Consider the following 24,677-nt stretch of genomic DNA (forward strand, 5'->3'; position numbering starts at 1 on the left):
AGGCTCGGGACTTAACGGACTTGGCTTTTGACGAAATCCTTCACGATCGACACGATGCCTCGCGACAACAGGCTGTCGAAGGCATCGACGAAACGATCGACATGCTCGCGCTGGCAGATCAGCGGCGGCTCGAGACGGATGACGTTGCGGTTGTATTCGGTGAAGGCGACGAGCACGTCATAGTCGCGCAACAAAAGCGCGCCGACGAAACCCGACAGCGAACCCTTCAGCTTGTCGTCGAGCACGCTGACGATCGGCCGCAGCACCATCGGCAAGGTCTGCGAAAAGTCGTGGAACTCGAGCCCGACCATGAAGCCCTTGCCGCGCACATCCTTGATGATCTTTGGATATTTTTCCTTCAACGCCTGCAGACGCTGCAGCAAGTAATCGCCGGTTGAGGCGGCGTTGTCGATCAGCCCCTCGTCATAGAGCACGTTGATGCCCTCGATCGCCGTGATGCAGGCCTCGCCCATGCCGCCGAAGGTGGCCATGGCATGGATCATCGCCGTCTTCGGCGTGCCATAGGCCTTCATATAGACCTCGCGCCGCGCGATCATAGCGCCGACCGCCGCCTTGCCGGCGCCGAGCGACTTGGCCAGCGCGGTCACATCAGGCACGACGCCGTAATGCTCGAAAGCATAGAAGCGGCCGGAACGGCCATAGCCGCACTGCACTTCGTCGGCCACCCACAGCACGCCATACTGGTCGCAGAGAGCGCGCAACTTCTGCCAGTATTGCGCCTCCGCCTGGATGATGCCGCCGCCGCCCTGGATGGTTTCGAGCACGATGACGCCGACCTCCGGATCGGAGCGGAACAGTCTCTCGACCGCTTCGATGTCGGCGAACGGGATGCGCACCGTGTTGTCCGCCATCTTGAAATCGGCGCGGTAGAGTTGGCCGTCGGTGATGCCCAGCACACCCTTGGTCTTGCCGTGGAAGGAATTCTCGGCGTAGACGATTTTCGGACGCTTCGGACCGGCGGCACGCTCGGCGAGCTTCACCGCTGCTTCCATAGCCTCCGAGCCGGACGAACCCAGAAACACCATGTCGAGATCGCCGGGCGAGCATTTGGCGATGTTGTGCGCCAGCGCTGCCGCATATTGCGACATGAAGGCGATGGCGATTTCCTGGCGCTTTTCCTCCTGGAACTTGCGGCGGGCCTCCAGGATGCGCGGATGGTTGTGGCCGAAGGCGAGCGAACCGAAGCCGCCGAAGAAGTCGAGAATCTTGCGGCCGTTCTGGTCGATATAGAACATGCCTTCGGCGCGTTCGATCTTGATCTTGTGGAAGCCGAGCAGCTTCATGAAATGCAGCTGGCCCGGGTTGAGATGCGCCTTGAACAGGTCGGTCATGCGCGCGACATCCATCGACTTCGCCTGCTCGACGCTGATCAGATCGGGCTTGGCAATAGTGGTGGGCGACAGCGCCGGCGCACTGACCATGGTGCGCGCGTTTGTCTGCTCAGGCTTGGCCATGACGGTCATCTCGGAGTTCTCCTGGTCGTCCCATCTTATTCGGCAGGGACATGATTGGCGTTGACGGCAAGGCCGTCCTTCTTAGCGCGGTATTCGCTGTAGGCGGCGATCAGCATGTCCTCGTCGCGATATTGCGGCACCCAGCCGAGCTGGCGCTCGGCCTTGGACACATCGAGAACGCACTCCTCATCGGCGATCAGATATTGTTCGGGATCCATGATCGGCATGTTCATGAGATCGAGCAGGTCGAGCGTGCGCTTGACCGCCCAGCCCGGCGTCGGGATCAGCAGTGATTTCGACCCGGCATGCTTGATCAGGTCACTGAGCAATTTCCGAACCGGCGGCGGATTGAGCGAGCCCAGATTATAGGCCTCATTCGGTACGCCGGCCTTCCAGGCCGCGCGCGCAGCTTCCGCACAATCGAAAACAGAAATGAACTGATAGGGGTTCTTGCCTGAACCGATCATCGGCACCGGAAGGTTCCAGTCGATCAGCTTGAACAGTTTTTCCAATATGCCGAGACGGCCGGGACCGATGATCAGGCGCGGCCGGAACAGCGAGATCGACATGCCGCGCTTGCGCCATTCGGCGGCGAGCTCTTCTGTCTTCTGCTTCGACCAGCCATATTCGCCGAGCGGCGCGACCGGATGCTCCTCGGTCATCGGCTGGGTCACCGTGTGGCCGTAGATCATGTCGGTGGTGTAGTGGACGAGCTTGGGTGCGCCGGCCTTGCCCATGGCCTGCATGATGTGTTCGGTGCCGTGGAAATTCACCGGGAAGAAGAAGTCGTGGCGCTTGGCCCGCACCTGGATCGGCGACAGCATCTTGGCCGACAGATTGTAGACCATGTCGTCGGCCTTCAATCCGACCTTGGCCACCGAGGCCGGATCGGTGACATCGCAGGTGACGAAGCGAACCGAACGATAATGCGGCAGTTCGCTCTTGACGATGTCGGCAACGACAACCTCTTCACCGTCGGCCACAAGCTTCGGGGCAAGATGACGGCCGACGAAGCCGTCACCGCCGAAAATTATATGTCTCATCGAACGATCTCGTTTGTCTGGATCTTGTCGGGGTCAAGGGAAGCCGTCTGATCGTCATGCCCGCGCCCGCTTTGCGCGATCAGCACCGTGCCGACGCAGATGAAGGCGATGCCGGCAATGCGCCAGGCGTTGAGGTCCTCGCGGAAGATGAAATAGGCGAAGATGGCGACCGCGACATAGGCAAGGCTGAGGAACGGATAGGCGAAGCTGAGCTCGACCTTGGACAGCACATAGAGATGCGAGGCCATCGAGATGACGAAGGTGCACAGGCCGAGGAACACCCATGGGCTGAAGACGATCTGCAACAGCTTCAGAAGCGGGTTGGTGCCTTCGAACGAGATCGGGCCGAGCGACATCATGCCTTGCTTCAGCATCAGCTGCGCGGCGGCATTGGTCATGACTGTGAACAGAATAAAGACGATATATTTCATATTTTCCACCGGCCGCTTGCGACGGTCCTACCACTAACCTGCAAACATTTCGTGAAGTCACGACAATGTTTTGAGTGTTTTGAGTAAACCATGGAATTTACGATCTATTTACCATGATTTGTTCGAATTACACCTGTTCCGCCGCCTCGACGCGTCCCCTTGGCATCTCCAGTTTTTTCGCCGTCCGCAACCAGAAACTGGACATGAACGCCGGGTCGCGCAGCGCTTCCAACAGCTGCCAATCCGGGAAGGAGGCGGCGAAAGTCTCCACGCTCATGCGCGCATCCTTGTAAGGGTTGACCGCGCCACCGGCCGCGACCGTGATGCGGTCGAGTTCGCCAAGCAGTGCCAGCGTCCTGCTGCCGCCATTGGGGAAATCGAGCGTCAGCGTAAAGCCTGGCCGCGGGAACGACAGCAGACCCGGCGAGCGGATCGACCCGAAGCGCTTCAGCACGGTGAGGAAAGAGCCCTGCCCGGCCCGCCGCGCCGCGTCGAGCAGCGCCGGCATGGTCTGGCGCGCGGCATGTTCCGGCACCACACTTTGGTGCTGGTAGAGACCTTTGGGGCCATAGAGCCGGTTCCAGTCACCGACGCCGTCCAGCGGAAAGAAAAAGCCCTGATAGCCGGTTTGGCGCGGCGCCGCCGAGCGCCCTTTCTTCCACCGATAGGCGGCGTTGAAAGCAGTCAGGAACGGCCGGTTGAGGACGTTGAACGGCGGCTGGATCGGTACCGAAAGGCGGGAGCCGGCGCGCGACGCCGCATGCGAGCCTTGCTCGGCGTGATTGCCCGACAACAACAGGCCGCGCCCGCGGCCATGGCCGCCGGCAAGCTGGTCGATCCAGGCGACGGCATATTCATTGGCCTGGTCGGCGGCCTCGGCCAGTTCGAAGAATTCACCGAGGTCGGCAAATCGCGCTGCCGTCTCGACGATGTCGAGAGAAGGCACCCGCATCAGCCGGATCGAGGCCGACAGGATCAGGCCAGTCAGCCCCATGCCGCCGATCGTCGCCGCAAACAGCCGGGCATTGTCCGTTGCCGAGCAAATGTAGGTCCGCCCGTCCGAGCGCAGCAGCGTCAGCGATTCGACATGGCAACCAAAGGTGCCGCGCCGGTGATGGTTCTTGCCGTGGACGTCGTTGGCGATGGCGCCGCCAAGGGTGACGAACTGGGTACCGGGAACCACCGCCGGAAAGAAGCCGTAGGGTGCGGCGTGCGCAATGATGTCGGACAGGAGCACGCCGGCTTCGGCCTCGAGCAGGCCGGTCTCGGCGTCGAAGGCGCCGATACGGTTCAGCGGCCGCATGTCGACGACCGCGCCTGGCTCGTTCTGGCAGGAATCACCGTAGGAGCGACCGTTGCCATAGGCGAGCAAGCCGTTTGCCTTTGCCTTGCCGCTTTTCATCAGTTCGACAGCCGTATCGGCCGCGATGGTCCGCTTTGCGGCCGGCGTGGCGCGGCCGAAACTCTGGAACCGTTCGCCCGCCATGCTCTACCAGCCTCCGGCGACCAGCAGTGCCGCGCCGATAGCCACGATGATCTGGCTGCGCCAGTCGCGGATGATGAAGACGACCGGATCGTCATTCATCTCGTCGCGGCGCGCCAGGATCCAGACGCGCATGGTCAAATAGAGCACGATCGGCGCCAGCGGCCAGACCAGCCAGGGATGCGGATAGAGTTCGCGCACGGCGGCGCTGTCCATATAGAGCGCCAGCACCAGCGCCGAGGAGAAGGCCGACGCCATGCCGGCCTGGGCGACGATGTCCTGGTCTTCGATGCGGTAGCCGCGGCCTGCAATACGCTCGCCCACCGGAATGGCCGTGGTGCGCAGTTCGACATAGCGCTTCACCAGCGCCAGCGACAGGAAGAAGAAAATCGAGAAGGCGAGCAGCCAGAACGAGACCTCGACGCCGGTTGCCGCGGCGCCCGCCAGCACGCGCACCGTGTAGAGGCCGGCCAGCGTCAGCACGTCGACCAGAAGCATGCGCTTGAACGACAGCGAATAGGCCGTGGTCACCACAATGTAGCCGGCGAGCACACCCAGGAACTCGATCGGCAACAGCAACCCAGCTGCAATGCCGATCGCCAACAGGCCGGCCATCGCGCCGAGGCCGAACGGGATCGACAGCGCGCCGCTGGCGAACGGCCGGTTGCGTTTGGTCGGGTGCTTGCGGTCGAGCGCAAGGTCGAAGAAATCGTTGAGGATGTAGATCGCCGAAGCCACCGCACTGAAGGAGACGAACGCCAGCATGCATTGCCAGATCATGTTGGCGTTGAAGTATTCGTGCGACAGCACCATCGGCACCGCGATCAGCGAATTCTTCAGCCACTGATGCATCCGCAGCATCTTGACGAATGTCTTCAATGTCCTTTTTGGCGCCGGCACCATTTCGGCGCTATGCGCGGCCTGCCAGCGCTTCGCGTGGCGGTCGGGCGCCACGACGATGGCGTCGCGCGCTGCTTCGAAAACCTTGAGATCGTGACGGCTGTTGCCGGCATAGTCGAAACCGCCATCGCCATAGGCGGCGATGAGCGCGTCGCGCTTGCGGCCTGAGGTCATGTTGTGTGGACCGTCGGTCGCCAGCACATAGTCGAAGATGCCCAGATGGGCGGCGATCGCCTCGGCGAACTTGCGTGGCGTTCCTGTCGCCAGCACGATCTTGCGGCCGTCCACATGGTCGGCGCGCAGGCGCTCCAGCAGCGCTTCGCGATAGGGCAGCGAGGCCGGATCGATGTCGATGCGGTCGGCGATGGCTTGCTTCAGCCGCGCCGGGCCGGCGGCCAGCCAGAACGGAACCAGGAAGATATAGAGCGGATTCTTCTTGAGAAGGATGAACAGGCCTTCCCACAAAAGGTCGGTCGCAATCAGCGTGCCGTCGAGGTCGACCGCAAGTGGGATTGCGTTCTTGTCCGACCGCGCATCCATGTCTGTCCTGTCCTGCTCATAAACCCGTCGCGCCGTGTTTCGGCGTCTTCGCAAGGGTATAGCGGTGGAACGGCGTAGTGAACGTTAAAACGCCTGGTTGCAGCCGGTAGGCGCGACGATATTTCCCGCGTCATTGTTAAGCAATCACTACCAGGAACAATAAAAGGCCGGGCATTGCCCGGCCTTTGCAAGAGCTGCCCGCCGACTTTACTTGATGCGGGCAACGCCACCCGAAATTTCGACCGTTTCCGAGCCGGTCAAGGCCTCGAGGTCACCATTGGGTAAGGTGACGAAACAGCCGTTGGGGCAGAATTCCACTGTTTCGCCGGCGGCCAGCGCCAGCTCCGTCTTGCCGCCGCCTTCCGTCACAATCAGCGTACGGGTCTCAGCGTCCTTGTTGACCGCGCTGGCGGCAAAGGCCGAGCCATTCGCTGCGGTAAGAGCGATGGCGACGACGAGCGACTTCCACATTTTGCAATATCGGTGTTTCCACACCGCCTCTGTTGCATTTCGCAAGGCATTCTCGCCTTTGCATGTGAGCTTATATGAGATGCAAGCTGAACCGCAACTGAATGCCGCATTCATGCCGCAATTGGTTTGGGAGGAAGCCCGGGCCCTAGCTGGGATCGGGTTTGCGCGCCTTGCGGCCTGATTTGGCCAGGCGCGCCTTCTCGGCGGCGGCTTCGGCCTCCGCCTGCTCCTTCTCGGCAAATTCGACTTCGATCTTGTCGTCGTCGAGCGGCCATGCCTCGGTCTGCTTGACCTTGACTTCGGCGCGCGGCGTCGAGGGGATTTCGATATGTTCGGCGTCAAAAGCATCGAGCACGGCAAAGCGGATATCGTTCTGCACGATGGCCCCGTTCAGCACATCGGCAAGAAACACGCGGATCTCGAACTCGAGTGCCGCCGCACCGAAATTGGTGAACAGCACGAAGGGCTCCGGGTTCTTCAGCACCAGCGGATGGCCGCGCGCAATCTCCAAGAGGATGGCGTGCACCCGCTTGACGTCGCTGCCATAGGCGACGCCGACCTTGATCTCCACACGCCCCAGCTTGTTGCGGTGCGTCCAGTTGCCGACGGCGTTGTTGATCAGGTTCGAGTTGGGCAGGATCACCGACTGCCGCTGGAAGGTCTCGATCTCGGTGGCGCGCACGCTGATCTTCTTGACCGTGCCTGAGGTGTCGCCGGCGACGATCCAGTCACCGACCTTGAAAGGCCGCTCGGCGAGCAGGATCAGGCCGGACACGAAGTTGGACACGACATTCTGCAGGCCAAAACCGATACCGAGGGAAAGTGCACCGGCAACAAGCGCCAGGTTGGAGAGATCGATGCCCGCCGCCGAGATACCGACCAGACAGGCGACCGCGACGCCGGCATAACCGACCGCCAGCCGGATCGAATTGCGCACGCCGGTATCGACCTTGCCGCGCGCCATCACCGAGCCGTCGAGCCAGCCCTGGAACCAGCGGGTCAGGAAATAGCCGATGATGAAAACGACGATGCCGCTGAGGATGCCGGTGACCGAAATCGTCACCGAGCCGATGGTGATGCCTGTTGCCAGCTTGTAGGCCCAGGCCTGGATGTCGCCGGGCTGGAACCCCCACATAAACAGGATCAGCGGCAGGAACACCAGCACGATCATCAGATTGATGGCGACGCTGACCACCAGGCCGAGCTGGTCGAGCGCGGTGTCCTCGTAGCTGGCATTGGCCGACAGCCAGCGCCCGATCGAGGTGCCGGCGAAACCGCCCTCCTCGCCGATCTCGCGCGCCGACAGGAAGCCGATATAGGCGGTGACCAGGATGGTGCCGGTGACCACGACCTGGACCGAAACGAAGATGGCCAGGCCGATATAGCCGAACAGCGCTGCCACAATGGTGGCCAGGCCGAGCACGATGGCGGTATAGCGCAGCCAGGTCGGCCATGGCCGCCAGCTTCCGTCGGAGCCCTTGTACGGCCTCAGCAGCGCCATCAGGATCAGGATGACGCCGACGATGATGGCGGCGACAAAACTTCTCGCGACCGTCAGCGAAAGCGGCGAGCCCATACTGTCGTTGACCACCGCCAGGAAATAGTGGACGCCGATGACAATCGCCATGGCTGTCGTCAGCCGGACCAGCCAACGCGCCGGGCCGGTCTCAACCTGGATCAGGCGCCAGTTCGGCTGCCGCGGTTCCAGCGCCGCATTGGTCAGGCGGTTGACGCAGAAAACGACGGCGATGACGCCAGCCAGCGCGTTGAGGAAGAGGCCGATGTCGCCGCGCAGCACATTGTTATAATTGTACAGGAAGACCGTCGAAGCGAGAAAGGCGCCGACCGCCAGCGTCGGCAGCAAGGTCGACCAGAACGCCACCGACAGGCGGCTGAGATAGGTGGGGTCCTCGACCGATGGATCGGCTTCGAAGATACGCCCGAACAGGCGGCGCCCGCCGATGAACAATATCGCGGCCAGCCCCAACGACATGAAGGTCGCCGCGAGCATCGCCTTGAACTTGAACTTGAAGGCAAAGGTGAGCCAGGACGACACCGCCCTGAAAAGGTTGGCGTATTCGTCGCGGGCGTCGGAAAAAACCTGCGGGCTCAGCACGTCGGACAGCACATAGCGCTTGGTCAGCAGGTTGCGGAACAGTTCGCTGCGCATATTGCCGATCTTGTCGATCAGCCCGCTGATGCGGATCGACAGGTTCTGAGCGCTGGCGACAACCGCGTTGATCTCGGCCTTTTCCGACGCCAGCGCCTGGCGCTCGCCGGTCACGATGTCGGGCTCCTGCGGCTGGCCCGCCGCCGGCGGCGGACCTAGCACCTCGATGCGATTGTTGATGTCGGTGAGCCGCGAACGGAACGCCAGCGCACTGGTCAGCGCCGCCCGCGACAGATCCTCCAGCTGCAGACGGATATCGACGAGGGCGGCATCATCCTCGCCGTCCTGCTGTATTTTCTTCTCGAGATCGTCGGTCTTGGCCGTCAGGCCCTGGATGACCTTCTGCTGATCGGTGATCAAGCCGGCGGAGCCCTGGCCCAGCGCCTGCGCCATCGCCTCGAACGAAGGCGACGCCGAAATGATCAGCGTGAAAGCCAAAATGAGGCGAAGCAATCTCAAAAGCATGACTATTGGCGACTCACGGGCGGCAAAGGCATTCAAAGCGCCTGTCCTTGATAAAGACGGCCATATCGTGGGGCAAGCCGTCGCATCGCGGCGTCGGCCAGTCGAAAAGCCATGGCGCAATCTTGGCTTTGCGCCCGCCGCCTGCTCTATAGTCTGCCGCATCGCACCCGAGCCGGATGACTTCAGGTCTGTTCGACCTGAAGTCATCCGGCTCTAAAAATCAAAGATATAGAGCATGATGTCGTCCGAAAACCGCTTCACACTTTTCGGCATCATGCTCTAGGGATGGCATGAAGAATGGCGGAATATTCAGCCCTTTCGCTTCTTACGAACGCGCTCAAGGGAAACCAGGACTGGAAGCCGGCCTGGCGCAAACCGGAGCCCAAGGCCTCCTATGATGTCATCATCATCGGCGGTGGCGGCCATGGCCTGTCGACGGCCTACTATCTGGCCAAGGAACACGGCATCACCAATGTCGCGGTGCTGGAGAAGGGCTGGCTAGGCTCCGGCAATGTCGGCCGCAACACCACGGCGGTGCGCTCCAACTACCTGCTGCCCTCCAACACCCGCTTCTACGAACATTCGATGAAGATGTGGGAGAACCTGTCACACGACCTCAACTACAACGTCATGTTCTCGCAGCGCGGCTGCCTGAACCTGGCCCATACGCCTGCCCAGTTCGATGACTATGCACGGCGCGGCAACGCTATGCGCCATCTCGGCGTCGACGCCGAGTTGATGAGCACCGCCGAGATCAAGCGGCTGGTGCCGGCGCTGGACGTTTCGGCCTCGGCGCGCTTTCCCATCGTCGGCGGCCTGATGCAACCGCGCGCCGGCACCGCTCGCCATGATGCGGTTGCCTGGGGCTATGCACGCGGCGCCGACCGGCGCGGCGTCGACATCATCGAGAATTGCGAGGTCAGCGGCTTCCTGCGCGACGGCGACCGCATCACCGGCGTGCAAACGACGCGCGGCGAAATCCGCGGCAAGAAGGTCGCCGTGGCGGTTGCAGGCAGCACCGGACGGGTGATGCAGCTTGCCGGCGTCGACAGAATGCCGATCGAGAGCCATGTGCTGCAGGCCTTCGTCACCGAATCGCTAAAGCCCTTCATCGACACGGTGCTGACCTTCGGCATGGGCCATTTCTATATGTCCCAGTCCGACAAGGGCGGCCTCGTCTATGGCGGCGACATCGACGGCTACAACAGCTACGCCCAGCGCGGCAACCTGCCGATCGTCGACGAGGTGATGAGCGAGATGCTGGCGCTGTTTCCCGGCCTTGCCCGCGTGCGCATGCTGCGCTCGTGGGGCGGCGTCTGCGACATGTCGATGGACGGTTCGCCGATCATCACCGCCGGGCCGCTGCCGGGCATGTATCTCAATTGCGGCTGGTGCTATGGCGGCTTCAAGGCGACGCCGGCTTCGGGCTGGTGCTTTGCATACACCATCGCCAAGGACGAGCCGCATGACTTCAACGCGCCCTTCACGCTCGACCGCTTCCACCGTGGCCTCGTCATAGACGACAAGGGCCAGGGCGCGACGCCTCGGCTGCACTAGGGAAAGAACAAGATGCTGATCACCTGCCCCTATTGCGGCCCGCGCGACGTCATCGAGTTCACCTATCAGGGCGACGGCAACCGCGAGCGCCCGCAGCCCAACTCGCAGGACCTCGACGCCTGGAACGCCTATGTCTACGACCGGCTGAACCCGGCTGGCGACCACAATGAGATCTGGCAGCATTCCGGCGGCTGCCGCACGCATCTGAGAATGGTGCGCAACACGGTCACGCATGAGATTTCCAGCACCGGTTTCGTACGCGGCGACCACAATGCCGCCGCCCGGCACAAGGCGGGGGGCAAGTCGTGAGCCCGCGCCGCATCGAGACCGGCGGCCGCATCGACCGGCTGCGCACCCTCCGCTTCACCTTCGACGGCGTGCCCTACACCGGCCATGCCGGCGACACGCTGGCCTCGGCCTTGCTTGCTAACGGCGTTACGCTGTTCGGGCGCTCGTTCAAATACCACCGCCCGCGCGGCCTGCTGTCGGCGGGCGTCGAGGAGCCGAACGCACTGGTGACGGTGCTGCGCGGCGAAGTGCGCGAGCCCAACATCGCCGCGACCATGGTCGAGATCTATGACGGGCTGGTGGCTGTCAGCCAGAACCGCTTTCCCTCGCTCGCCTGGGACGTCAACGCCATCAACCAGCTTGGCGGCAAGATCTTGGCCGCCGGCTTCTACTACAAGACCTTCATGGGGCCGGTTTTCGGTCCGCTGAAAGGCACCCGTTTCTGGATGTTCTGCGAGCATTTCATCCGCCGCGCCGCGGGTCTCGGCAAGGCCGGCATTGCCGCCGACACTTCGCGCTACGAGCGGATGAATGCGTTTTGCGACGTGCTGGTGGTCGGCTCCGGCCCGGCCGGCCTGTCGGCCGCAAAGACGGCTGCCGATCAGGGCGCGCGCGTCATCCTGGCCGAGCTCGAGCCGCGTTTTGGCGGCTCGGCAAACTGGTCCGGCGAGACTATCGACGGCGCGCCGGCCGCCGACTGGGCGGCGCGCACCGTCAGCCAGCTCGAAGGCCACGACACGGTCCGCCTGCTGCCGCGCACCACGGTGTGGGGCTATTATGACGGCAACACGCTGGCCGCGCTCGAGCGCGTCACCGATCACAAGGAAGTGCCTGGCAAGGGCGAACCGCGCCATCGCTACTGGGCCATCCGCGCCAAAACGGTGGTGCTGGCCACCGGCTCGTTTGAGCGGCCGCTGGTGTTTCCAGGCAATGACCGGCCGGGCGTCATGCTGGCGCATGCGGCCGAGCGCTATGCCAATGACTATGGCGTGCTGGCCGGCGACAGGATCGCGCTGTTCACCAACAATGACAGCGCCTATCGCTCGGCGCTGGCGCTGAAGAAGGCCGGCGCGGCCATTGTCGCCATCGTCGACGTGCGCCCCGAGCTTTCCTCTGAGATGCGAAGCCTCGCCACCGAGGCCGAAGCTGAAATCCTCTCTGGCCACGCCGTGGTCGCCACCGAGGGCGGCAAGGCGCTCTCCGGCCTCAAGGTACAGCGCTTCGACGTGAACTCCGGCTTGCTCAGCGGCGACGCCCGCAGCATCCACGCCGATTGCCTGCTGATGTCGGGCGGCTGGTCGCCGACGATCCATCTCGCCAGCCAGGCTGGCGCCAGGGCAGAATGGAACGCCGACCGCCAGGCCTTCCTGCCACCGAAGCCGACGCAGCAGCGCTGGATCGGTGCGGGCGCTTTCAATGGCAGCTTTTCGACCGTCGAAGCCATCACTGAGGGCCGCGCCGCCGGCCTGTCCTCGGCAGGCGGCGCAAGCGCGCCGGCAGCCTTGCCCGATGTCGAAGCAGCCCCTGGGGATCCCGATCCGGCGCCGGTGTTCGAGATCAGGGCGAAAGGCAAAAGCTTTGTCGACTTCCAGCATGACGTCACCGCCGAGGACGTGCGGCTGGCGCATCGCGAAGGCTTTGTCTCGGTCGAGCATTTGAAGCGCTACACCACGCTCGGCATGGCGACCGACCAGGGCAAGAACTCCAATGTGCCCGGTCTCGCCATCATGGCCGAGGCGTTGGGTAAACCGATCCCCGAAGTCGGCACGACACGCTTCCGCCCGCCCTATTCGGCGGTGTCGATCGGCTCGCTCGCCGCCGAACGTTTCGGCGATCTGAAGCCCGAGCGGCTGACGCCGATGCATGACTGGCACCTCGCCAATGGCGCGACCATGTATTCGGCCGGTCTCTGGTTCCGGCCGATGATCTACGGCCTTGCCGGCGAGACGATCGAGCAGGCCTATGTTCGTGAAGCCAAGGCCACGCGCGAAAGCGCAGGCATCGTCGACGTCTCGACGCTGGGCAAGATCGCCGTGCAGGGACCGGATGCGGCGGAATTCCTCGACCGCGTCTACACCAACATGTTTTCGACGCTTGCCGTCGGCAAGGCCCGCTACGGGCTGATGCTGCGCGAGGATGGGCTGGCCTTCGACGACGGCACCACATGGCGGCTCGGCGAACAGGATTTCCTGATGACCACCACCACGGCGAACGCCGGCAAGGTGATGCAGCATCTGGAATATTTCCTCGACGTCATCTGGCCGGAGCTGAAGGTGCACGTCACCTCGGTGACCGACGAATGGGCAGGTGCCGCGATCGGCGGACCGAAAGCGCGAGCCATCCTCGCCGCCTGCGTCACCGGCACTGCCGTCGACAACACAACCCTGCCCTTCATGGGCATTGTGCATGGACAGATTGCCGGCGTTCCGGTGATGATTTGCCGGCTGTCGTTCTCCGGCGAGATGGCCTTCGAGGTCTATTCCGGCGCAGGCTACGGCACACATGTCTGGGAAGCCTTGATCGAAGCCGGCAAGCCGTTCGGCCTGGTCACCTACGGGCTGGAGGCGCTGGGCACGATGCGTATCGAAAAAGGCCACGTCACCGGCGCCGAGATCGACGGCCGCACCACGGCGCGCGACCTGCATCTCGACTGGATGCTATCGAAGAAGAAGCCGTTCATCGGCTCGGCGATGATGGACCGCGAAGGCCTGATCGCGCCCGACCGGCTGCAGCTGGTCGGCCTGGTCTCGCTCGACAACCTGCCGCTTAACGGCGGCGCCCACATCGTGGCGGAGCTGGACGAGACCAATCCGCACGATTCGCTCGGCCACATCACCGCCTGCTGCTATTCGCCGGCACTTGGCAAGCATATCGCGCTGGCCCTGGTCGAGGGCGGCAAGGCGAGGCATGGGACCCGTGCGTTCGTCTCCGATCCGCTGCGCAAGCGTTTCGGGCCGGTCGAGATCGTCTCCAACCACTTCTACGACCCGGACGGGAGCCGCATGCATGGCTAAGCGTCAATCACCCGAACGCCTTTCGCCGCTCGAGCCGGTATTCCATCCGGGTTCGCACGGCAATTTCGAACACGGCGTCGATGTCATCCTGACCGAGACCCGGCCGGGCTCGATCCTGCAGCTTGCCGCATGGCCGGGCGCGGAGAAGCAGCTGATCGATGCGATCCGCAAGGTCACCGGCCTCGCGCTGCCCGATGGCGCCGGCGGCGGCGTTGCCAGGGACGGCAAGGCCGTATTCGGCTTCGCGCCGGGAAAGTTCACGGTCGTTGACGATGCCGAGGGCCTGGCTTCGGCCTTTTCCAAGGCCGTCACCCCGGCCATCAGCACCGTCACCGACCTGTCGCATGGCCGCACCGCCATCCGCATCGCCGGGCCGAAGGCCGAATGGGTGCTGGCGAAATTCTTCGCCATTGACTTCGCTTTGCCCGCCTTCCCCACCGGCGCCGGCCGCTCAACCACCCATCACGATATCTTCGCCCAGATCCAGCGCACCGGCGCCGACCAGTTCGACATCTATGTCTTCCGCTCCTTCGCCCGTTCGTTCTGGAGGGCGCTTTGTCACGCCAGTGAGGAAGTCGGCTACGAAGTGCAGTAGGTGGCCGAATAGCCGTCCTGGCATCAAGGCCAGCCGGTTCTGCCGCTAGAGAATCCTGCTGCAGACGCCCATGATGGAAGATGTGGCCGTCCAACCGGTCCAAGGGGTCAAAAGATCCCGTCTCAGGGTCGGCATCGTCGTTTGGTTCGAACATCCCCATGACCGCAGAACTATCCGCCGGCGCCACGGATCGCGCCGATGTGTCGGCCAGAGCCTTGCTCCTGCTGCCGCTGACGGTCGCCTGCGGCGTGTTCATGACCAGCCTCGACCAGAATGTCGTGGTCACCGCGCTGCCCGGCATCAGTGAAAGCCTCGGCCGCCCGCCGAGCCAGCTCGGCCTGCTGATCACCGTCTATGTCGCCAGCCTGATCATCTCGATGCCGCTCGGCGGCTGGGCCGCCGACCGCTTCGGCCTGCGCAATGTCTACTGCTTTGCCTTGCTGGTGTTCGCTGCGTCATCGGCGCTCTGCGGGCTGTCCAACGACATCTGGACGCTGGTCGGCGCCCGCGCCCTGCAAGGGTTCGGCGGTGCCTTGATGGGCACGCTCGGCCAGGTCGTCATTCTGTCGACCTTCCCGCGCAGCCGCACGCTGAAGATCAACATGTATATCTCGCTGGCCGGCCAGTCCGGCCCCTTGGTCGGCCCGCTCGTCGGCGGCGCGCTGACCACCTACATCTCCTGGCGCTGGATCTTCTTCATCAACGTGCCGTTCGCGCTGGCGGCAGCCGTCCTTGCCGCGTCGCTGTTCCCTACGGTCACCAAACCGGTGCGCACGCCGTTCGATTTTTCAGGCTTCCTGCTGGTCGGCAGCGGCATGGTGCTGCTGGTCTTCGGCATGGACTCACTTGCTGCGAAAGATGCATCCGGCAGCATGATCGCGGCCGAGTTGGCGCTGGCGATCGTCATCCTGACGCTTGCCTCCTTCTACTGCCTGCGTGCCCGCAACCCATTGCTTGACCTGAAGCTCCTGCGCATCCGCACCTTCCGCATCTCCTTCCTCACCGGCGGCGGGCTGGACACGATCGGTTTAAGTTCCGTCGTCTTCCTGCTGCCGCTGATGTTCCAGCTCGGCTTCGGCATGAGCGCGGTGCAGGCGGGATCGCTGACCTTCGTTGCCGCAATCGGATCGCTGATCATGCGTGTCTTCATGCCGCGCCTGCTCAACCGCTTCGGCTTTCGCCGCGTGCTGGTCGTCAACACGCCGATCGTTGCCGCCATGGTTGCCGGCTTCGCCTTGATAGAGGCCACCACACCGGTCTGGATCGTGCTCGCCTATATCTTCGCCTTCGGTGTCCTGCGCTCGGCGCAGTGGGCGTCGACCGGCAATCTCGCCTATTCCGACATTGCGCCCGACCAGCTCGCCCGCTTCAGCGCGCTCTACTACATTCTGTGGCAGCTGGCGGTGGCAATCAGCGTCGGTCTGGCAGCTGCGCTGCTGTCCTTCCTGGCCGGCGCCGGGCCTGCCGTGACCAACGATTTCCGCATCCTGTTCGTGGTCGAGGGCGTCATCACGCTGTGCGCGCTGATCGCCTATCTCAAGCTGACGCCGCAGGACGGCGCCCATGTCAGCGGTCACGGCGCGCAGGTGACCGTGGAATAGAACTAAGACCCGCCCTATTCGCTGAACGTCACCCACTCTTCCAGCGGCACGCGGTCGGTGCGGAAGTCGTTTTCGGGCTTGGACGTGTCCTCATGGCCGAGCGCCATGCCGCAGACGACGATCTCCTCGTCGGGAATGTTGAGCACCGGCCGGATCTGCCGGTGATAGGGCGCGAAGGCTGCCTGTGGGCAGGTGTGCAGGCCCCTGCCCCGCGCCGCCACCATGATGTTCTGCAGGAACATCCCATAATCGATCCACGAACCCTGGTTCAGCCGCCGGTCGATGGTGAAGATCATGCCGACCGGCGCATCGAAGAAGACGAAGTTGCGGTCGTGCTGGGCGCGCATCTTGTCGACCTCGCGGCGACCGATGCCAAGCGCCCCGTAGAGCCCGAAACCGTTGGCGCGCCGGCGGGTCAGATAAGGTTCGAAGAACTGGGTGGGATAATAGCGATACTCGTCCCAATCGGCCTTTTCGGCGCGGATACCGGAGTTGAGGATGGCATCTGATATCTGCTGCTTGATCTCGCCCTTGACCACATAGACCCGCCAGGGCTGCATGTTGGTGCCGGAAGGCGCGCGCGCGGCGACGGAGAGAATGGCGCGGATCGTCTCGTCGTCGACCATGTCGGGCAGGAAGGCACGCACCGAACGGCGCGACAGGATCGCCTCGTCGACAACAGCCGCGTCCTGCGCGATTTGGGCGTTTTTTTCCAGCATGGGCCGTCCCTTTGCGCATACCCGGAAAGCCGAAACGGCTTTCAGGGAACACATTGCGCAGATTCCAAACCTTGGTCGCCGACCCGGCGTCCCCACATCAGCCGTTCGTGGCCGAGCCTTTGCATGAACCGTCAAAATCGCGCAAGCAAATCTTGTGGCTCCATGAAAATCCCCTTGATTTTTTCACGGGCGTGGGCTCTCATGAAATTCACTCCGGAATTTTCATAAAGTGAGCGTTTTGTCCCCAGCTATCGCCAAAACATTGCAGGGACCCGACGAACGCCTGCTGGCGAGCGATATCCGTGCGCTGCGCAAGGCGCGTGGGCTGACGCTGGCCGAGATCGCGCTGGAGCTCGACCGCTCCGTCGGCTGGGTCAGCCAGGTCGAGCGCGGCCTGTCGATCCCTTCGCTCGGCGACCTCAGAGCCTTCGCCGACCTGTTCGGCGTGCCGCTCAGCCTGTTCTTCAGCCACGACGTGCCGATCGAGAAGGAGCGCGGCGTCGTCGTGCGCGCCGGCAGCCGGCGCACGCTTGGCACAAGCGAAACTGGCTTGGTGGAGGAGCTTCTGTCACCCGATCTCGGCGGTAGTTTCGAGATGGTGCGCTCGATCTTCGCGCCGGGCGCGGAGCTGAAGACTGAACAGCTGCGACCGACCGAGGAAGCTGGCTATATCGCTTCGGGCATTTTCGAGATCGAGATCGCGGGCGTCTGGCATCGGCTCGGCGAAGGCGATTCCTTCCGCTTCGAGCGCAAGCCGTACCGCTGGCGCAATCCCGGCAGCGAGCCGGCCGTGGTCATCTGGGTGGTTTCCCCGCCCGTATATTGAATTGAACTGGGAGAAGAACATGGCCGGTTTGCCGACCACGGCACGCGTGGTGATCATCGGAGGTGGTGTCGTCGGCACCTCCTCGCTCTATCACCTGTGCAAGGCCGGCTGGACCGACTGCGTGCTGCTTGAGAAGAACGAGCTGACATCTGGCTCGACCTGGCATGCCGCCGGCAATGTGCCGACCTTTTCGTCGTCATGGTCGCTGATGAACATGCAGCGTTATTCGACCGAGCTCTATCGCGGCCTCGCCGAAACGGTCGACTATCCCATGAACTATCACGTCACCGGCTCGCTTCGCCTCGCCCATACAAGGGAGCGCATGCAGGAATTCCAGCGCGCCAAGGGCATGGGCCGCTACCAGGGCATGGACATCGACATTGTCGGCCCCGACGAGATCGAGCGCCGCTACCCCTTCATCGAGACGCATGATCTCAAGGGCGCGCTCTACGACCCGAGCGATGGCGACATCGACCCGGCGCAGCTGACGCAGGCGCTGGCCAAGGGCGCGCGCGACATGGGCGCCAAGATCGTGCGCTTCTGCCCGGTGTCAGGTGTGCGCCGCGAGAATGACGAATGGGTGGTCGAGACACCACAAGGCGAGATCCGCTGCGAGATCGTCGTCAACGCCGCCGGCTACCGGGCCGCCGAAGTCGGCAAAATGTTTGGCCGCGACGTCCCGATGATGGTGATGAGCCATCAGTACATATTGTTCGAGGAAATCCCCGAACTGATGGCCTGGTCGAAGGAACAGGGCAAGAAACTGCCGCTGCTGCGCGATGTCGACACCTCCTACTATCTGCGCCAGGAGAAGAACGGCATGAATCTCGGCCCCTATGAGCGCAATTGCCGCGCCCACTGGGCGACCCACAACGATCCGATGCCGGAGGATTTTTCCTTCCAGCTGTTCCCCGACGATCTCGACCGTCTCGAGCATTATCTGGCCGATGCCGTCGCCCGCGTGCCGATCCTCGGCACTGCCGGCCTCTCCAAGGTGATCAACGGGCCGATCCCCTATGCGCCGGACGGCAACCCGCTGATCGGTCCGATGCCCGGCGTCCCCAACGCCTTCGAGGCCTGCGTCTTCACCTTCGGCATTGCGCAAGGCGGCGGCGCCGGCAAGGTGCTGGCCGAATGGGTGACGCAGGGCCAGACCGAATGGGACATGTGGTCCTGCGATCCACGCCGTTTTACCAGCTTTGCCGCCGCGCCCGACTATAGCGTCGCCAAGGGCATGGAGATCTATGGCAACGAATACGCCATCCAGTTCCCGCGCCATGCCTGGCCCGCGGCGCGTGACCGCAAGCTGTCGCCGATCCACGATCGCATCAAGGCGCTCGGCGCTCAGTTCGACGCCTATAATGGCTGGGAGCGCGCCACCTGGTACGCGAAGGACAGCGACGACACGTCGGAAGAAGCGACGCTGACCTTCCGCCGCGAAGGGCCGTGGCACCACCGCGTGCGCGAGGAATGCCTGGCGGTGCGCGACGCCGCCGGCATTCTGGACCTGCCCGGCTTCTCGCGCTTCAACCTCGAAGGCCCTGGCGCAGCCGAATGGCTGGCGCTGCAGGTCACCGGCCTGGTGCCCAAGCCCGGCCGCATCGGCCTCGTCTATTTTGCCGACGACAAGGGCCGCATCGTCACCGAGATGTCGGTGGTGCGCCATGGCGAAGAGCAGATGACGCTGATCACCGCGGCGGTAGCGCAGTGGCACGACTTCGAATGGCTGAAGTCGCGCATGCCGAGGGACGCGGCTTTCACCCTCACCGACAGGACCGAAGACTACTCGACGCAAATCCTCGCCGGTCCCAACGCGCGCAAGATCCTGACCGAGGTCTGCGATGCGGATCTCTCGCTGCCCTGGCTGACGCATCAGGAAACCACGATCGCCGGCCGTTGGGCGAAGCTTGTGCGCGTGTCCTTCGCCGGCGAACTCGGCTGGGAAATTCATACCAAGGTGGAAGACACCGCCGCCATCTTCGATGCCGTCTGGGGGGCGGGACAAAAACACGGACTGAAGCCGTTCGGCATGTATGCGCTGGACTCGCTGCGTCTCGAAAAAGGCTACCGCACCTGGAAGGGCGACCTGTCGACCGACTACACGATCCTGCAGGGCGGGCTCGAGCGCTTCGTCAAATGGGACAAGCCGGACTTCCGCGGCAAGGCCGCACTGCAGAACGAAAAGCAGCAAGGCGTGAAGAAGCGCTTCGTCACGCTGGTCGTCGAAAACCCCGGCGATTGCGACGCGCCGTCGGTGTCGACGCTGTGGCATGACGGCAAGATCGTCGGCGAAACGACATCAGGCGGCTGGGGTCACCGGATCGACAAGTCGATCGCGCTCGGCATGCTGCGCGCCGACCTGGCTGAACCCGATACCGCCATCGAGATCGAAATCTTCGGCGACCGCTTCAAGGCGGTCGTGCAGAGGGACGAGCCGCTGTGGGATCCGAAGAACGAGAGGCTGCGGGCGTGAAGACTGTTATCCTCACCGATGGCGGTATGGGCCAGGAGCTGGTCCGCCGCAGCAAATCCGAACCGACGCCGCTGTGGTCGGCCAGGGTGCTGATCGACGAACCGGATCTGGTGCGCGACCTGCATGCGGAATTCATCCGTGCCGGCGCGCGCGTCATCACCATCAACACCTATTCGGCTACGCCGGAGCGGTTGGCGCGCGAGGGTGCGGAGGAACTGTTCAAGCCGCTGCAGAAGCGCGGCATCGAGCTCGCAAGGCAAGCTTGCGAGCAAGCCGGAGAGGCAACCATCGCCGGCTGCCTGTCGCCGCTGTTCGGCAGCTATGCGCCGGCACTGACCATTTCCTATCAGGACACACTCGACATCTACCGCCGCATCGTTGCCGAGCAGGCGGACGGCGTCGATCTCTTTCTGTGCGAAACCATGGCCTCCGCCGATGAAGCGCGCGCGGCCGTCACGGCAGCGTCGGAAAGCGGCAAGCCGGTCTGGGTGTCATGGACGCTGGCCGACCACGGCACCCCGCGCCTGCGCAGCGGCGAAGCGATCGCCGCGGCCTCGCGTGCACTCGACGGCCTGCAGCTCGCGGCACGGCTGGTCAATTGCTGTCGGCCCGAAGCGATCGCCGCGGCACTGCCCGAGCTGATCGATCTCGGCGGCCCGGTCGGCGCCTATGCCAACGGCTTCACCTCTACCGAAGCGCTCAAGCACGGCGGCACCGTCGATGTGCTGCACACCCGCCACGACCTTGGTCCGGATGCCTATGCCGACCAGGCGCTCGGCTGGGTCGAGGCCGGCGCCAGCATCGTCGGCGGATGCTGCGAAGTCGGCCCTGCCCACATCGCTGCCTTGTATGACCGGCTCGAACAGGCCGGTTACCAGATTTCGGGAGTTCAATGATGCCCAGACCGTCAAAGCGCATTTCCGGCATCGTGCCTTCGGGCAAGGATGGCTGGGAGGTCCACACCGAGGCCTGGGCCCGCAAGGAGGCCGGCCAGGACATCATCATGCTGTCGGTCGGCGACCATGATTTCGACACGCCGTCGCAGACGATCGAAGCCTGCGTGACGGCGGTTCGCGGCAGCAACCACCATTACACCCCGCTTCCCGGCGTTCCGCGCCTGCGCAGGGCGATGGCTGCGGCATCGACCGCCTGCACCGGCATCGAAACGAGCCCCGACCAGGTGATTGCCACGCCCGGCGGCCAGGCAGCGCTTTATGCGGCCGTCCAGGCCGTGCTCGACCAGGGCGACCATGCCATCGTGGTCGCCCCCTATTACGCTACCTACCCCAACACGTTCGGCGCCGCCGGCGCCAGTTTCACCGTGGTCGAGACCCCGGCCGAGGACGGTTTCCAGCCGCGCGCCGACAGGATCCGCGCGGCGCTCAAGCCCAACACACGCGCCATATTGATCAACACGCCGAACAACCCGACCGGTGCTGTCTATTCGCGCGAGCGGCTGGAAGAACTGGCCGCAATCTGCCGCGAGCATGATCTCTGGCTTTTGTCGGACGAGGTCTACTGGACGCTGGGCGGCGGCGAACACATTTCGCCGCGCGGCCTGCCCGGCATGGCTGAGCGCACGCTGGTCATCAACTCGATGTCCAAGAGCCATGGCATGACCGGCTGGCGCATGGGCTGGCTGACCGGCCCGGCTGAGATGATCACGCTGTTGACCAACCTCAATCTGGTGACGACCTACGGCCTGCCGGCCTTCATCTCGATCGCTTGTGCCGAGGCGCTGGAGAACCGTTACGGCGTCAAGGAAATCGCCGAGCGCTACGCGGCGCGCCGCACCGTTCTGCTCGACGCGGTGCGCGGCATGAACAATGTCACCGTGCACGGCTCCGAGGGCGGCATGTATGTCATGCTGGACATCTCTGCCGTCGAGCCCGACGACGAGAAATTCGCCTGGGCCTTTCTCGACCGGGAAAAGGTCGGCGTCATGCCGGGTTCCAGCTTCGGCAAGGCCGCCGCCGGCCATATCCGCATCAGCCTCTGCCAGCCGGAACCGGTGCTTCAGGAAGCCGCAAAACGCCTGCGCCGCTTCGCATCCAGCTATCGCCGCGAGGCCGCATGACCAAACCCATTCCCACCAAGGCCCGCGCCGTGATCATCGGCGGCGGCGTCTCCGGCTGCTCGGTCGCCTATCATCTGGCCAAGCTCGGCTGGACCGACATCGTGCTGCTCGAACGCAAGCAGCTGACATCGGGCACGACATGGCACGCCGCCGGCCTGATCGGCCAGCTGCGCGGCTCGCAGAACATGACGCGGCTGGCGAAATATTCGGCCGACCTCTACGTCAAGCTGGAGGCCGAGACCGAAGTCGGCACCGGCATGCGCCAGGTCGGCTCGATCACCGTGGCGCTGACCGAGGAGCGCAAGCACGAAATCTATAGGCAGGCCTCGCTTGCCCGCGCCTTCGATGTCGATGTACGCGAGATTTCACCTAGGGAAGTCAAAGAGATGTATCCGCATCTCAACGTGTCAGACGTCGTCGGCGCGGTGCACCTGCCGCTCGACGGCCAGTGCGATCCCGCCAACATCGCCATGGCGCTGGCCAAGGGTGCGCGCCAGCGCGGCGCAACCATCGTCGAGAATGTGAAGGTCACCAAGATCCACACCAAGGCCGGCCGCGTCACCGGTGTGTCGTGGGCGCAAGGCGAGGACCAAGGCACCATCGAGGCCGACATCGTCGTCAACTGCGCCGGCATGTGGGCGCGTGAACTCGGCGCACAGAACGGCGTCACCATCCCGCTGCACGCCTGCGAGCATTTTTACCTCGTCACCGAGTCCATCCCCGGTCTCGGCCGCCTGCCGGTGCTGCGCGTTCCCGACGAATGCGCCTACTACAAGGAAGATGCCGGCAAGATGATGCTCGGCGCCTTTGAGCCGGTGGCCAAGCCCTGGGGCATGGACGGCATCCGCGAGGATTTCTGCTTCGACCAGTTGCCCGAGGACATGGAGCATTTCGAGCCGATCCTCGAAATGGGCGTCAACCGCATGCCGATGCTGGCCACCGCCGGCATTCACACCTTCTTCAACGGGCCCGAAAGTTTCACCCCGGACGACCGCTACTATCTCGGCGAGGCGCCGGAGCTATCGGGCTACTGGATGGCGACCGGCTATAACTCGATCGGCATCGTCTCCTCCGGCGGCGCCGGCATGGCTTTGGCGCAATGGATCAATGATGGCGAAGCGCCCTTCGACCTCTGGGAAGTCGACATCCGCCGCGCCCAGCCGTTCCAGAAGAACCGCCGCTATCTAAAGGAGCGTGTCTCCGAAACGCTCGGCCTGCTCTATGCCGACCATTTTCCTTACCGGCAGATGGCAACGTCCAGGAATGTCAGGCGCTCGCCGCTGCATGAGCATCTGAAGGCGCGCGGCGCGGTCTTCGGCGAGGTCGCCGGCTGGGAGCGCGCCAACTGGTTTGCCCGCGAAGGACAGGAACGCGAATACCGCTATTCCTGGAAGCGGCAGAACTGGTTCGGCAACCAGCGCGAGGAGCATCTGGCGGTCCGCAACAAGGTCGGTCTGTTCGACATGACCTCGTTCGGCAAGATCCGCGTCGAGGGCCGCGATGCCTGCGCCTTCCTGCAAAGACTCTGCGCCAACGATATGGACGTGGCGCCGGGCAAGATCGTCTACACCCAGATGCTCAACCAGCGCGGCGGCATCGAAAGCGATCTGACAGTGTCGCGCCTGTCGGAGACAGCCTATTTCCTCGTCGTTCCCGGCGCGACGCTGCAGCGCGACCTAGCCTGGCTGCGCCGGCATGTCGGCGAGGAGTTCGTCGTCATCACCGACGTGACTGCTGCTGAAAGCGTGCTCTGCCTGATGGGTCCGGATGCGCGGAAGCTGATCCAGAAGGTCAGCCCCAACGATTTTTCCAATGAGAACAATCCATTCGGCACTTTCCAGGAGATCGAGATCGGCATGGGCCTCGCCCGCGCCCACCGCGTCACCTATGTCGGCGAGCTCGGCTGGGAGCTCTATATCTCGACCGATCAGGCGGCGCATGTCTTCGAAGCGATCGACGAGGCCGGCGCGGATGTCGGCCTGAAACTCTGCGGCCTGCATACGCTGGATTCCTGTCGCATCGAAAAGGCCTTCCGCCATTTCGGCCACGACATCACCGACGAGGACAATGTGCTGGAGGCCGGCCTCGGCTTTGCAGTGAAGACAGCAAAAGGCGACTTCATCGGTCGCGACGCGGTGCTCGAGAAAAAGGTGGCCGGCCTGTCACGCCGGCTGGTCCAGTTCCGGCTGAAGGACCCTGAGCCCCTGCTCTTCCACAATGAGGCCATCCTGCGCGACGGCAAGATCGTCGGCCCGATCACCTCAGGCAATTACGGCCATCATCTTGGGGGCGCGATTGGGTTGGGTTATGTGCCAAGCAAGGGCGAGAGCGAGGCGGACGTGCTTTCCTCATCCTACGAGATCGAGATCGCCGGCGAGCGTTTTGCCGCGGAAGCCTCGCTGAAGCCGATGTACGACCCGAAGGCGGAACGGGTGAAGATATAGCGCTCTCTTCCTTCGCCCCGTTCACGGGGAGAAGGTGGCCCGAAGGGCCGGATGAGGGGCGGCGCCAAGGTCTGCAGAGTTCGCGCCGCCCCTCATCTGCCTGCC

18 protein-coding genes are annotated in these 24,677 nt (G+C 63.7%); 10 read left to right on the plus strand and 8 right to left on the minus strand.

Features of this window, described 5'->3' with window-relative positions; translation table 11 throughout:
• Positions 1–11 precede the first annotated feature (11 nt).
• From AC04SG_RS21350 to AC04SG_RS21380, 7 genes are all read right to left on the minus strand, one after another.
• A complete protein-coding gene (locus AC04SG_RS21350) occupies positions 12–1,442 on the minus strand; it encodes an aspartate aminotransferase family protein (RefSeq protein ID WP_488552712.1) in 1,431 nt (476 codons plus the stop codon).
• A 68-nt stretch (positions 1,443–1,510) separates the two neighbouring features.
• Positions 1,511–2,518, minus strand: a complete 1,008-nt coding sequence (locus AC04SG_RS21355) for an NAD-dependent epimerase/dehydratase family protein (RefSeq protein WP_488552671.1) — start codon at positions 2,516–2,518, stop codon at positions 1,511–1,513.
• Positions 2,515–2,949, minus strand: a complete 435-nt coding sequence (locus AC04SG_RS21360) for an EamA family transporter (RefSeq protein ID WP_488552672.1) — start codon at positions 2,947–2,949, stop codon at positions 2,515–2,517. Before AC04SG_RS21360 ends, AC04SG_RS21355 begins: the two co-directional genes overlap by 4 nt.
• Before the next feature lie 127 nt (positions 2,950–3,076).
• Positions 3,077–4,435, minus strand: coding sequence for an FAD-binding oxidoreductase (locus tag AC04SG_RS21365; protein ID WP_488552673.1), 1,359 nt, complete (start codon positions 4,433–4,435; stop codon positions 3,077–3,079).
• Between the two features lie 3 nt (positions 4,436–4,438).
• Positions 4,439–5,872, minus strand: a complete 1,434-nt coding sequence (locus tag AC04SG_RS21370; protein WP_488552674.1) for a UbiA family prenyltransferase — start codon at positions 5,870–5,872, stop codon at positions 4,439–4,441.
• Between the two features lie 207 nt (positions 5,873–6,079).
• Positions 6,080–6,343 (minus strand): hypothetical protein, encoded by a 264-nt coding sequence (locus tag AC04SG_RS21375; protein WP_112565226.1) that lies wholly within the window; start codon positions 6,341–6,343, stop codon positions 6,080–6,082.
• Between the two features lie 145 nt (positions 6,344–6,488).
• Positions 6,489–8,978 carry a mechanosensitive ion channel family protein gene (locus tag AC04SG_RS21380; RefSeq protein ID WP_488552675.1) on the minus strand — a complete coding sequence of 830 codons (2,490 nt, stop codon included), beginning with the start codon at positions 8,976–8,978 and terminating at the stop codon, positions 6,489–6,491.
• 297 nt (positions 8,979–9,275) lie between these two features.
• Here AC04SG_RS21380 and AC04SG_RS21385 point away from each other — a divergent pair, with 297 nt between their 5' ends.
• The 5 genes from AC04SG_RS21385 (at position 9,276) to AC04SG_RS21405 (ending at position 16,033) form a co-directional block, all read left to right on the plus strand.
• A complete protein-coding gene (locus AC04SG_RS21385; RefSeq protein ID WP_488552676.1) occupies positions 9,276–10,535 on the plus strand; it encodes a sarcosine oxidase subunit beta in 1,260 nt (419 codons plus the stop codon).
• A 12-nt stretch (positions 10,536–10,547) separates the two neighbouring features.
• Positions 10,548–10,844 carry a sarcosine oxidase subunit delta gene (locus AC04SG_RS21390; protein WP_488552677.1) on the plus strand — a complete coding sequence of 99 codons (297 nt, stop codon included), beginning with the start codon at positions 10,548–10,550 and terminating at the stop codon, positions 10,842–10,844.
• On the plus strand, positions 10,841–13,837 hold the full coding sequence (locus AC04SG_RS21395; protein WP_488552678.1) for a sarcosine oxidase subunit alpha: 2,997 nt from the start codon (positions 10,841–10,843) through the stop codon (positions 13,835–13,837). Before AC04SG_RS21390 ends, AC04SG_RS21395 begins: the two co-directional genes overlap by 4 nt.
• Positions 13,830–14,432: a sarcosine oxidase subunit gamma gene (locus AC04SG_RS21400; protein ID WP_488552679.1), complete on the plus strand. Its 603-nt coding sequence runs from the start codon at positions 13,830–13,832 to the stop codon at positions 14,430–14,432. The genes AC04SG_RS21395 and AC04SG_RS21400 overlap by 8 nt, the downstream gene beginning before the upstream one ends.
• A gap of 158 nt (positions 14,433–14,590) precedes the next feature.
• On the plus strand, positions 14,591–16,033 hold the full coding sequence (locus tag AC04SG_RS21405) for an MFS transporter (RefSeq protein WP_488552680.1): 1,443 nt from the start codon (positions 14,591–14,593) through the stop codon (positions 16,031–16,033).
• A gap of 14 nt (positions 16,034–16,047) precedes the next feature.
• Here AC04SG_RS21405 and AC04SG_RS21410 read toward each other — a convergent pair whose 3' ends face one another.
• Entirely contained in the window at positions 16,048–16,752 is a 705-nt protein-coding gene (locus AC04SG_RS21410) for a nitroreductase (RefSeq protein ID WP_192257567.1), read from the minus strand.
• Positions 16,753–17,035: 283 nt separating this feature from the next.
• Here AC04SG_RS21410 and AC04SG_RS21415 point away from each other — a divergent pair, with 283 nt between their 5' ends.
• The 5 genes from AC04SG_RS21415 to AC04SG_RS21435 are packed head-to-tail and all read left to right on the plus strand — an operon-like array spanning position 17,036 to position 24,572.
• The gene (locus AC04SG_RS21415) at positions 17,036–17,578 is read left to right on the plus strand and encodes a helix-turn-helix domain-containing protein (RefSeq protein ID WP_488552713.1); all 543 of its coding nucleotides are present in this window, start codon (positions 17,036–17,038) and stop codon (positions 17,576–17,578) included.
• A 19-nt stretch (positions 17,579–17,597) separates the two neighbouring features.
• Entirely contained in the window at positions 17,598–20,051 is a 2,454-nt protein-coding gene (locus tag AC04SG_RS21420; protein ID WP_488552681.1) for a GcvT family protein, read from the plus strand.
• Positions 20,048–20,947: a homocysteine S-methyltransferase family protein gene (locus AC04SG_RS21425; protein ID WP_488552682.1), complete on the plus strand. Its 900-nt coding sequence runs from the start codon at positions 20,048–20,050 to the stop codon at positions 20,945–20,947. The genes AC04SG_RS21420 and AC04SG_RS21425 overlap by 4 nt, the downstream gene beginning before the upstream one ends.
• Positions 20,947–22,128 carry a pyridoxal phosphate-dependent aminotransferase gene (locus AC04SG_RS21430; protein ID WP_488552683.1) on the plus strand — a complete coding sequence of 394 codons (1,182 nt, stop codon included), beginning with the start codon at positions 20,947–20,949 and terminating at the stop codon, positions 22,126–22,128. Before AC04SG_RS21425 ends, AC04SG_RS21430 begins: the two co-directional genes overlap by 1 nt.
• Entirely contained in the window at positions 22,125–24,572 is a 2,448-nt protein-coding gene (locus AC04SG_RS21435; protein ID WP_488552684.1) for a GcvT family protein, read from the plus strand. Before AC04SG_RS21430 ends, AC04SG_RS21435 begins: the two co-directional genes overlap by 4 nt.
• Positions 24,573–24,677: the final 105 nt, after the last annotated feature.

It is taken from the genome of Mesorhizobium sp. CNPSo 4684, from assembly GCF_057784315.1.